Annotated in this window: 11 protein-coding genes and 1 pseudogene; 1 reads left to right on the top strand and 11 read right to left on the bottom strand. The window is 60.3% G+C overall.

All coding sequences use genetic code 11. The annotated features are described in order from the left end of the window. Positions 1-594: cbb3-type cytochrome c oxidase subunit I (locus tag ACT9T4_RS24905; protein ID WP_499119492.1), on the bottom strand; the 594-nt coding region annotated here is incomplete at its 3' end. 101 nt (positions 595-695) lie between these two features. Here ACT9T4_RS24905 and ACT9T4_RS24900 point away from each other — a divergent pair. Next, positions 696-1,382, top strand: coding sequence for an alpha/beta family hydrolase (locus tag ACT9T4_RS24900; RefSeq protein WP_042555823.1), 687 nt, complete (start codon positions 696-698; stop codon positions 1,380-1,382). Positions 1,383-1,530: 148 nt separating this feature from the next. Here the strand turns inward: ACT9T4_RS24900 and ACT9T4_RS24895 are convergent, their stop codons facing one another. From ACT9T4_RS24895 to acnA, 10 genes and pseudogenes are all read right to left on the bottom strand, one after another. Then, complete coding sequence (locus tag ACT9T4_RS24895; protein WP_042555645.1) at positions 1,531-1,836, bottom strand: hypothetical protein; 306 nt, start codon at positions 1,834-1,836, stop codon at positions 1,531-1,533. Between the two features lie 346 nt (positions 1,837-2,182). Beyond that, the gene (locus ACT9T4_RS24890) at positions 2,183-2,611 is read right to left on the bottom strand and encodes a GNAT family N-acetyltransferase (RefSeq protein ID WP_499119490.1); all 429 of its coding nucleotides are present in this window, start codon (positions 2,609-2,611) and stop codon (positions 2,183-2,185) included. Then, positions 2,608-3,168, bottom strand: a complete 561-nt coding sequence (locus ACT9T4_RS24885; RefSeq protein ID WP_499119488.1) for a GNAT family N-acetyltransferase — start codon at positions 3,166-3,168, stop codon at positions 2,608-2,610. Before ACT9T4_RS24885 ends, ACT9T4_RS24890 begins: the two co-directional genes overlap by 4 nt. After that, entirely contained in the window at positions 3,165-3,323 is a 159-nt protein-coding gene (locus ACT9T4_RS24880; RefSeq protein WP_499119486.1) for a hypothetical protein, read from the bottom strand. The genes ACT9T4_RS24885 and ACT9T4_RS24880 overlap by 4 nt, the downstream gene beginning before the upstream one ends. A gap of 490 nt (positions 3,324-3,813) precedes the next feature. Then, positions 3,814-4,155, bottom strand: coding sequence for a hypothetical protein (locus ACT9T4_RS24875; RefSeq protein ID WP_042555651.1), 342 nt, complete (start codon positions 4,153-4,155; stop codon positions 3,814-3,816). A gap of 94 nt (positions 4,156-4,249) precedes the next feature. Next, complete coding sequence (locus tag ACT9T4_RS24870) at positions 4,250-4,546, bottom strand: hypothetical protein (RefSeq protein WP_156152769.1); 297 nt, start codon at positions 4,544-4,546, stop codon at positions 4,250-4,252. 96 nt (positions 4,547-4,642) lie between these two features. Continuing rightward, complete coding sequence (locus tag ACT9T4_RS24865) at positions 4,643-5,050, bottom strand: hypothetical protein (RefSeq protein ID WP_499119485.1); 408 nt, start codon at positions 5,048-5,050, stop codon at positions 4,643-4,645. A gap of 250 nt (positions 5,051-5,300) precedes the next feature. Further along, positions 5,301-6,422 (bottom strand): methyl-accepting chemotaxis protein, encoded by a 1,122-nt coding sequence (locus ACT9T4_RS24860; protein WP_373565151.1) that lies wholly within the window; start codon positions 6,420-6,422, stop codon positions 5,301-5,303. Between the two features lie 114 nt (positions 6,423-6,536). Beyond that, positions 6,537-6,866: pseudogene (locus tag ACT9T4_RS24855) on the bottom strand (PAS domain-containing protein); the annotation flags it as partial. A gap of 271 nt (positions 6,867-7,137) precedes the next feature. Continuing rightward, positions 7,138-9,876: an aconitate hydratase AcnA gene (gene acnA / locus ACT9T4_RS24850; protein ID WP_499119484.1), complete on the bottom strand. Its 2,739-nt coding sequence runs from the start codon at positions 9,874-9,876 to the stop codon at positions 7,138-7,140. Positions 9,877-9,912 lie beyond the last annotated feature (36 nt).

The following is a 9,912-nucleotide window of genomic DNA, read 5'->3' as shown; positions in this document are numbered from 1 at the left end:
ATCGGTGGCACCGGCATACAGCGAGTAGGACTTGGTCAGCGTGACCGGCACTTCCAGGTTGTTGACCACGTGCAGCAGCGCCACGGTGAGAATGAACCCGCCGAAGAACCAGTTGCCGACATAGATATGGCTGACGTTGCGCTTGATGATGGTGCCGAAGAAGACGATCGCGTAGCTGACCCAGACGATGGTGATCAGGATGTCGATCGGCCATTCCAGTTCGGCGTATTCCTTGGAGCTGGTGTAGCCCAGCGGCAGGGTGATGGCCGCCAGCAGGATCACCAGTTGCCAGCCCCAGAAGGTGAAGGCCGCCAGTTTGGGCGCGAACAGCGTAGCCTGGGAGGTGCGCTGTACGGCATAGTAACTGGTCGCGAACAGGGCGCAGCCGCCGAAGGCGAAGATCACCGCGTTGGTGTGCAGGGGGCGCAGGCGGCCGAAACTGGTCCAGGGCAGGTCGAAGTTGAGCCATGGCCAGGCGAGCTGCGCTGCGATAAGCACGCCGAGCCCCATCCCGACTATGCCCCACACCACCGTCATGATGGCGAATTGGCGAACCACCTTGTAGTTATAGGCGGAACTGGTTGTTGTGTTCATGTCTGGGTTTCCATCCACGGTTATGGGCAGATCATCTGCAGCCCCCACGCGGATCGACATGACCGCACGGTAACAGAGGGCTTTTTATGAGCGAGGCAAGCATGCGAGAAGGGCAGCGGAGCGGTATTGACGCCGGTCAACAGGCACAGGGAAGTCCGGCGGCACAGCTGCTGTGGGAGCGGCCAACGGGCGACAGCCTGGGCACGCTGATCCTCGCCCACGGCGCCGGCGCGCCGATGGACAGCGACTTCATGAACCTGATGGCAGAGAAACTGGCGGCTCGCGGGCTGACGGTGGTGCGTTTCGAGTTCGACTACATGGCCGCGCGCCGGCAGGACGGCAAGAAACGCCCACCCAATCCCCAGGCCAAACTGCTCGAGCGCTGGCGCGAGGTGCATGCTGCCGTGCGACAACAGGTCACCGGGCCGCTGGCCATCGGCGGCAAGTCCATGGGCGGTCGCATGGCCAGCCTGCTGGCCGACGAACTGGGCGTGGATCGGCTGATCTGCCTGGGCTATCCCTTCCACGCCATCGGCAAGGCCGACAAACCCCGCACGGCGCATTTGGCCGACCTGAAAACACCGACCCTGATCGTGCAGGGCGAGCGCGACGCCATGGGCGACCGTCACACCGTGGCGAGCTATCAGCTGTCACGGGCCATCGAACTGTTCTGGCTGACCGCTGGCGATCATGATCTCAAGCCGCTGAAGGTGTCCGGCTACAGCCATGAGCAGCATCTGGAGTCGGCAGCGGATGCGGTCGTGGCGTTTCTTGCGCAGGGTGATTGAGGACGCTGGTGCTGCAGTTGAATCGTGGGAGCCGCGCCCCCGCGGCGAATGGCCCAGGCGATGCTGATATCCACGATAGGCCGGAATCGCATCGCGCCGAGGTCGACGCTCCTACACCCGAGAGTGGCTGGCAATGGGTAGGAATCGCTCACTCCGACAAGCGCTGCCCGCAATGCAGGCAGTTCGGCGTTGCCGGATCATGCAGATCACCGGCAACCTGATCCGCCTTGCTATGCGGTAGCTCACCGCAACCGGGGCAGGTAAAGCGCGATAGCAGTTGATGCTGGCGATAGAGGCTCAACACCACGCTTGCGACCACTGCGGCCAGCGCAATCAGCAGCTCACCGTCAGGCCGGAACATCGCCAGCACGAACAGGGCGATGACCAGCACGGCGAGCAGGGATTCGAGAAAGTCGACGTGTTTGCGAAGGCGGTTATAGTCATCCTGGCACATGGGAACGTCCTTGTTGTTGTCCCCGGATGCTGCCGTCTTGGCTGCGGGGTGACAACCTTCCCACTGGTTAGCTGATGTGTCGTACCTGCATCATGCTGACAGTGCTGATCGTTTCGTTATCGAGATGCCTGCTCGCCTAAACTAAATTGGCTTGTACCAAGGTCACGCCAGACTTCGACCTTAGAGGGCACCCACAACCGTAGGAGCCGGCTTGCCGGCGATACGATCTATCCCGCGAACCCCTCGTGCATCCTGCCACCGTTGTCGCCAGCAAGCTGGCTTCTACACGTACGCCCGGTTTGATGCGTTCTTTTGGGACTGCATTCTGGTCGATGCCCATTTACGTTTACTGCGCTGTTTTCTTCAGCGCCATGCCCTGGCTCGCGGGGGCGGTCAGCGCAAAGCCGAACTGCTGGTAGAGGCGATAGGCCTCGCCGTCGGCGATCAGGCTCACGTACGCGGATTCTGGCACCTCGCGGGCGATGAAGTCGCTGATCGCGGCCATGATCTGCTTGCCCAGACCACGCCCCTGATGGGCTGGCAGCACCGCGATATCCACCACCTGATAGAACGAGCCGCCATCACCGATCACCCGGCCCATACCGACAGGCTCGCCAGCACAGAGAATCTGCACGGCGAACAGGCTGTTGGGCAGGCCACGGGTTGCCGCCTCGACGGTCTTGGCGCTCAGCCCGGCTGCGGTGCGCAGGTGGCGATAGGTTTCTACCGATGGGATGGCGTGCACGAGGGAGTAGGCGGGGGCGTTTTCGGTCATGGGAGAAGCTCCTGAAATAACTGCAAATCTGCAGCTGGCACGTGCCAGCCCATTAACAGAGTCTGGCTGCCGTCGTCTTCGGGCAGCGTGTCGATAAGTGTCATACCGGCTTTGCTCAGCACACGTCGGGAGGCAGCGTTGTCCGGCGCGACGGTGGCGATGATCTGCGTCAGGCCCAGTTTTTGGGCCGCGTAGGGTAGCAGGGCGCATACCACTTCGCTGGCATAGCCATGGCACCAGTGCTCGCGGGCGAAGGCGTACTTAATCTCGGGTTTGTCCTGATCATCCGGGTGTACAAGCCCGCAGAAGCCGATCACCGCGCCGCCGTCGCGCAAGCTCACCACGTACATGCCATAGCCGCGCTGCCGGTAGTTGTTCGCTGTCACTTCCAGCCAGTTGGCCGCCTGTTGCGGCGTCAGCGCCACGCCATCACCGACCCAGCGCATGGCCTCTGCATCGCCGTAGATCCGCAGCAGCGGTTCCAGATCATCCGGCACCCATCGTCGCACCAGCAGGCGCTCGGTCGTCAGCACGAGTTCGCCATCGAGTTCCTTCACGGCTTGTCGCCCTTTGCCGTGCGGTAGCGCGCGAGCAACAGCGGCAAGGCCGTCTCGGAAAGCGAAGCGAACGATTTGAACCACTTGTTATGAGGCATACCTGCGAGTACTTCGGTGCTCTTTTGTGGGATCATACTTCCCGCACCACCCTTCATATTGATAGCTCCAGGATTTACCTAAGTCGTCTGTGATGCTAACAGTGCAGAGAAAAGCCTCGCCCCACGTTCGCTTAAAAATTAAGTTTAGCTTTGATGGAATGGTGTTGAATTCAATTTCTATGACTGCCTTACAGATCTGCCAAGCGTGAAACCCTTTTTTCTCTGCCTGTGCCTTCAAACACTCAAGATAAGGAGCGGCTACTTTTTTTGAGTGCTTGAAGTATGGAAGTGATTCGCCACTGATTAGGTCTAGTTGAAATTTACTCAGGCCTGCCTCTGCTGTGCAGAGGTAAATAACTCCTAGTCCCCAGTAGCCATCAATATCGTTGTTTCTCGACGAGACGATTGAGGATATCCCGGCGGCAATTCCCTTTAGTTCTCTACGCCTGCTCACTAGTATCTAGCCTCATAACGTTTGGTTAAGGGGCGGGCTTTGGCCTGTCCCAGTGAGCGAAGCGAACAGTTTGAACCAGTTGTTAGGCATGGATTATGGCGCGATACGCGAGTTATCGGAAACAGCAAAAGCCACCACCCCCAAGGCTCGGCACGCCTCGGCAAGTAGGACCTGAAAATTTCTTTCGGATTTATCAGCCCACGACTTTCCAAACTGCAGTGTGAGGTGAGCTGATTCGACGGGCTCCCCGCTTAACATGAGTTCAACAGAAAAGTCATTGCCAGAGATGAACGCTCCCTCAGTGCAGCCTGGAAAAGAATGGTTGAACACCTTGGATACGATATCCGTTGCTCCAAGCGGGATAACGTCTTCAACTGCCGATATGTCATCAACCGCCGGATCTGTAGGTTTCAAAATGATGATATCGAAGCTCATTTGGTATGCCTAACGCGGATATGAGGGGCGGCCGGAGCCGAAGTCTGAGGGAACCGCAAGCGCCAGCTTGCGGACGTCCCGCTCGATTGCAGGGTTATGCATCACTGCCACCAATAAACAGACGAATTAGTTTTCCTTCGTAGGCTGCGCGAGAGATGGCGGAAGTAATGGCTTCACCAGCACCTTCGGCCAGAACTTCAATTGTGTTTTGCTGTTCGTCCACGGAGACGGCACGAATTGCTTCGACGATCTGCGAGGAAAGAGCCAACCAACTTGTTGCCCAGCCATCCTGGCCACAGGAGAGGCAACGAGTGAAGTAGCTGCCGTGCTGAACGAAAGCTCCGATATCTTGAGAACCGCAAAACTCACAGCGAAGAGTACGTTCGTTCAACACAGGTCCCCCTTGTGAGTGATGATGCCTAACGTTTGGTTAAGGGGCGGGCTTTAGCCCGTCCCAGTGAGCAAAGCGAACGGTTTGAACCACGAGTTAGGCGCTAGTTGCCACGATTTCATTGAGCGCGCCTCTGATTAATGGCTCTGACTCCGAAAATGACTTAATCCCTTCGCTGCATAGGTATATTTCATCTGATGCCCAGTGCAGTAGCTCACAAGCGCGACCTTTCGAAATTAACGCCAATTGATAACAATGAAACCCGAATTCATTGAGATCAGCTGTTCTGTCTAGTGTTTCAAAAATCAGCCTCGCCAGCCGGGATATCTCAACTTCGCTTGCTTCGTTACGAGTAAAGTCTAGTTCTTTTGGACTAACTGGTATCTCACCTAGCGCAAGATCAATAATAAAGCTGGGCGGTTCATCTGTGCTAAGTACTTTCTCATCTGCCCATGCGGTCAATTCCGCCCTAGATACTGCCCCGATGCGGTTAGCAAGGATCATGGATCTTGATTCACAGAGCAGTATGTTCATAGTGCCTAACTATAAATAAACACCAACTGGTGCATAACTTCCCGGATGGGCGTGGTGTATAACATTTCAGGGCTTTGGTACTGAGCCTGTCTAGACCGAGGTATACGGCGAGGCGCTAGGGTGTTTGGCGTGTTATACACCACGCTCATTGCACCCTGGCAAGGACACAAAATTACACTTACCTTTCCCAGCCCCAAAGCGCGGTGCCCAGCAACAGCACTTACCGATTAAACCGCGCCACCAACGAATACTGCCCCTGCGCCGTACTGGTCAACTCTTCACTCAACAACGCCGTGCTCTGCGCCTCGCCAGCAGTCTGGTCAGAAAGTTGGGCGATGGTGGTGATATTGCGGCTGATTTCGTCGGCTACGGCGCTTTGTTCTTCGGCGGCGGCGGCGATCTGGTCGGCCATTTCGGCGATGTTGGCGACGGCGTCGCTGATACCGGCCAGGGCGTGGTCGGCTTGTTGTACGCGTTCGACGCCTTCGTCGGCCTGCTTGCGGCCTATGTCCATGGTCAGTACCGCTTCGTCGGCGGTGCGTTGCAGCTTGGCGATCAGTTCGTGGATCTGGCCGGTGGATTGGGCGGTGCGTTGCGCCAGGGAGCGGACTTCATCGGCGACCACGGCGAAGCCGCGGCCCATCTCGCCAGCGCGGGCGGCTTCGATGGCGGCGTTGAGGGCCAGCAGGTTGGTCTGGTCGGCGATGCCTTTGATCACGTCGACCACGCCGCCGATTTCGTTGCTGTCATGAGCGAGGCGGGTGACGGTTTCGCCGGTTTCGCCCACCGAGAGGGACAGGCGCTGGATCGCTTCGCGGGTTTCGCTGGCGATGGTGCGGCCTTGCTGGGTGAGGCGGTTGGCTTCCTGGGTGGCGATGGCGGTGCGGGCCACGTTGTTGGCCACTTCCAGGGTGGTGGCGGCCATTTCGTTGACGGCGGTGGCGACCTGATCGGTTTCCTCACGCTGGCGCTGCAGCCCGGCAGAGCTGTTATGGGCCAGCACGTCGGCCTGAGTGGCCTGTTTGGCGAGGTTCTCGGCGCTGTCCTGCAGGCGGGTGAGACAGGTCTTCAGGCGCGCTTCCTGGCTGAGAATGGACAGCTCCAGGCGGCCCTCGACGCCTCGGCTGTCGGTGTACATCTGCGCGATCAGCGGGTCGGAGGTGCTTTGTTCGGCCAGTTGCAGCAGGCGCTTGATGCCGCGGCTCTGCCAGGCCAGGCCCAGCAGGCCGAGCGGGATCGACAGCGCAGCGGCGGCGATGAAGCCCCAGGTGCTATCCAGCCAGGCGCCGACCAGAAAGCCGACCTGGCTGACCAGAATGAACGGCAGCCAGTTTTGCAACACCGGTAGCCAACGGTCGCGGCTCGGTATGGCAGCCTTGCCAGCGTTGATGCGCGCGTAAAGCAACTGGGCGCGTTGAACCTGCTCGGCGGTGGGTTTGGTGCGCACCGACTCGTAGCCGGTGACTTTGCCATCATCGAGCACCGGCACCACGTAGGCGTTGACCCAGTAGTGGTCGCCGCTCTTGCAGCGATTCTTGACGATGCCCATCCACGGCCGACCGGCCTTCAGGGTGCTCCACATATGCTCGAACACCGCAGGCGGCACATCAGGGTGGCGCACCAGGTTATGGGGCGCGCGTATCAATTCGTCTCGCGAGAAGCCGCTGATTTCGACGAAAGCGTCGTTGCAATAGGTGATCTGGCCCTTGAGGTCCGTGGTCGAGATCAAACGCTGTTGCGCCGGGAACGTCCGCTCGTTCCCGGTAATCGGCTGGTTGTTACGCATGGCATCTACCCTGATGTTTTTTGATTTGTCGCGTACGCGTGGCAGGCCTGGGAGTGTAACCGGATTTGCATGCAGATCGCATTTTGACGCCGGTAAAGCGACAGTCCGTGCCGTCAGGTGGCTGGAGCTATTGGCGTATGGGGAGAGCGGAGGAGGGGGGTAATTGGAGGGGCGATGGTGTCCGTGAGCGCAGTCCCGGGTGTCGCCGCGCTCGACCTGGGCTACGGATGGCAGAGGACGCCGCATCCTTGCGGCGCCCGTTGCAGCGCTGTCAGCCGGCGATCAGCTGGCGCAGCACGTAGTGCAGGATGCCGCCTGCCTTGAAGTACTCCACTTCGTTGAGGGTGTCGATGCGGCAGAGCAGCTCGACACTGCGCTGCTTGCCGTCTTCACCGGTGATCTCCAGCGTCAGCGGCATGTGCGGGCGTACTTCGACGCCGTCCAGGCCCTTGATGGCCAGGGTCTCCTTGCCGGTCAGACCGAGGCTCTTGCGGTCGGCATCGTCGGTGAACTGCAGTGGCAGCACACCCATGCCCACCAGGTTGGAGCGGTGGATGCGCTCGAAGCTTTCCGCGATCACCGCTTTCACGCCCAGCAGGTTGGTGCCCTTGGCGGCCCAGTCGCGGCTCGAGCCGGTGCCGTATTCCTTGCCGGCGATCACCACCAGCGGCGTGCCTTCCTGCTGATAGCGCATGGACGCGTCATAGATGGCCAGCTTCTCGCCGCTGGGCACATGCACGGTGTTGCCACCTTCTTCACCGTCGAGCATCTCGTTGCGGATGCGGATATTGGCGAAGGTGCCGCGCATCATCACTTCATGGTTGCCACGGCGCGAGCCGTAGGAGTTGAAGTCACGCGGCTCCACGCCCTGCTCGCGCAGGTAGCGGCCAGCTGGGCTGTCGGTCTTGATGTTACCGGCTGGCGAGATGTGGTCGGTGGTCACCGAGTCACCGAGCAGCGCGAGGATGCGTGCGTTGGCGATGTCGGTGATGGCCGGTGGCGCCTGGTCGATGGCCTCGAAGAATGGCGGATGCTGGATGTAAGTGGAATCGTTCTGCCAGGTGTAGGTGTCGGCTTCTGGCACGGCGATGGCTTGCCACTGCTCGTCACCGGCGAATACTTCGGCGTATTCCTTGCGGAACATGGCGGTATCGACCTTCTGTACCGCCTCGGCGATTTCTTTCTGGCTCGGCCAGATATCGCGCAGGTACACCGGCTTGCCGTCGCGGTCTTCGCCCAGCGACTCCTCGGCGATATTGATCCGCACGTTGCCGGCCAGGGCATAGGCGACCACCAGCGGTGGCGAGGCCAGCCAGTTGGTTTTCACCAACGGATGCACGCGGCCTTCGAAGTTGCGGTTGCCGGACAGCACCGAGGCCACGGTCAGATCATGCTCCTGAATGGCCTTCTCGATCGGATCGGGCAGCGGGCCCGAGTTGCCGATGCAGGTGGTGCAGCCGTAGCCGACCAGATCGAAACCGAGCTTGTCGAGGTACTCGGTCAGCCCGGCAGCAGCGAAGTATTCGGTCACCACCTTGGAGCCTGGAGCCAGCGAGCTCTTGACCCAGGGTTTGCGCTGCAGGCCTTTTTCCACGGCCTTCTTGGCCAAGAGGCCGGCAGCCATCATCACGCTCGGGTTGGAGGTGTTGGTGCAGGAAGTGATTGCCGCGATCACCACGGCACCATCGCTGAGCGGATGACGCTTGCCGTCCATCTCGTAGTGGATTTCGTTCTGCGCGGCGTTGCCAACTGCCACGCCGCCACCGCCTTCGCTCTCCAGGCGGCCTTCTTCCTTGCCGCTGGGCTTGAGTTGCAGGCCGAGAAAATCCTCGAAGGCCTGGCTGACCTTCGGCAGGGCGACACGGTCTTGAGGACGCTTCGGGCCGGCCAGGCTGGCTTCCACCTCACCCATGTCCAAGGACAGGCTGTCGGTGAATACCGGCTCGGTACCCGCGTTGCGCCACATGCCCTGTGCCTTGGAATAGGCTTCGACCAGCTTCACGGTCTCCTCGGGGCGGCCGGAGAGGCGCAGGTAGCCCAGGGTGATCTCGTCGACCGGGAAGAAACCGCAGGTGGCGCCATATTCCGGTGCCATGTTGGCGATGGTGGCGCGGTCCGCCAGGGGCAGTTCGGCCAGGCCGTCGCCGTAGAATTCGACGAATTTGCCGACCACGCCCTTCTTGCGCAGCATCTGGGTGACCGTCAGCACCAGATCGGTGGCGGTGATGCCTTCCTTGAGCTTGCCGGTCAGCTTGAAGCCGATCACTTCGGGAATCAGCATGGACACCGGTTGGCCGAGCATCGCCGCTTCCGCTTCGATGCCGCCCACGCCCCAGCCGAGCACGCCCAGGCCGTTGATCATGGTGGTGTGCGAATCGGTGCCGACCAGGGTGTCGGGGTAGGCGAAGGTGGTGCCGTCTTCTTCCTTCGTCCACACGGTGCGGCCGAGGTATTCCAGGTTGACCTGGTGGCAGATGCCGGTGCCTGGCGGGACCACGCTGAAATTGTCGAAGGCGCTCTGGCCCCAGCGCAGAAACGCATAGCGCTCGCCGTTACGCTGCATTTCGATCTCGACGTTTTCGCCGAATGCCGCAGGCGTGGCGAACTTGTCGACCATCACCGAGTGGTCGATGACCAGGTCTACCGGGGACAGCGGATTGATCTTCTGCGGGTCACCGCCGGCCTTGGCCATGGCGTCGCGCATGGCCGCCAGATCGACAACCGCGGGTACGCCGGTGAAGTCCTGCATCAATACACGGGCAGGGCGGTATTGAATCTCGCGGTCCGAGCCGCGTTTCTGCAACCAGTCGCTCATGGCCTGCAGGTCGTCGCGGGTGACGGTCTTGTCGTCCTCCCAGCGCAGCAGATTTTCCAGCAGGACCTTCAGCGAAACTGGCAGCTTGTCGATATTGCCCAGTTGCCTGGCGGCCTCGGGCAGGCTGAAGTAGTCGTAGGATTTGCCGTCCACGTCCAGTGTGCGGCGGCAGTTCAGGCTATCGATGGAAGGCATCGTGCATCTCCTCGTGGCTTGCACGGTACAAGCCGT

The sequence above is a fragment of the Pseudomonas sp. SZ40 genome, from assembly GCF_052958135.1.
This window is presented reverse-complemented; position numbering and strand designations above follow the sequence as displayed.

Excerpts from the sequence above, each read along its gene's own strand:
- ACT9T4_RS24880 (WP_499119486.1), bottom strand. The coding sequence starts at position 3,323 with ATGAAGGGTGGTGCGGGAAGTATGATCCCACAAAAGAGCACCGAAGTA.
- ACT9T4_RS24875 (WP_042555651.1), bottom strand. The coding sequence starts at position 4,155 with ATGAGCTTCGATATCATCATTTTGAAACCTACAGATCCGGCGGTTGAT.
- ACT9T4_RS24865 (WP_499119485.1), bottom strand. The coding sequence starts at position 5,050 with ATGATCCTTGCTAACCGCATCGGGGCAGTATCTAGGGCGGAATTGACC.
- acnA (WP_499119484.1), bottom strand. The coding sequence starts at position 9,876 with ATGCCTTCCATCGATAGCCTGAACTGCCGCCGCACACTGGACGTGGAC.
- ACT9T4_RS24890 (WP_499119490.1), bottom strand. The coding sequence starts at position 2,611 with ATGACCGAAAACGCCCCCGCCTACTCCCTCGTGCACGCCATCCCATCG.
- ACT9T4_RS24900 (WP_042555823.1), top strand. The coding sequence starts at position 696 with ATGCGAGAAGGGCAGCGGAGCGGTATTGACGCCGGTCAACAGGCACAG.
- ACT9T4_RS24895 (WP_042555645.1), bottom strand. The coding sequence starts at position 1,836 with ATGTGCCAGGATGACTATAACCGCCTTCGCAAACACGTCGACTTTCTC.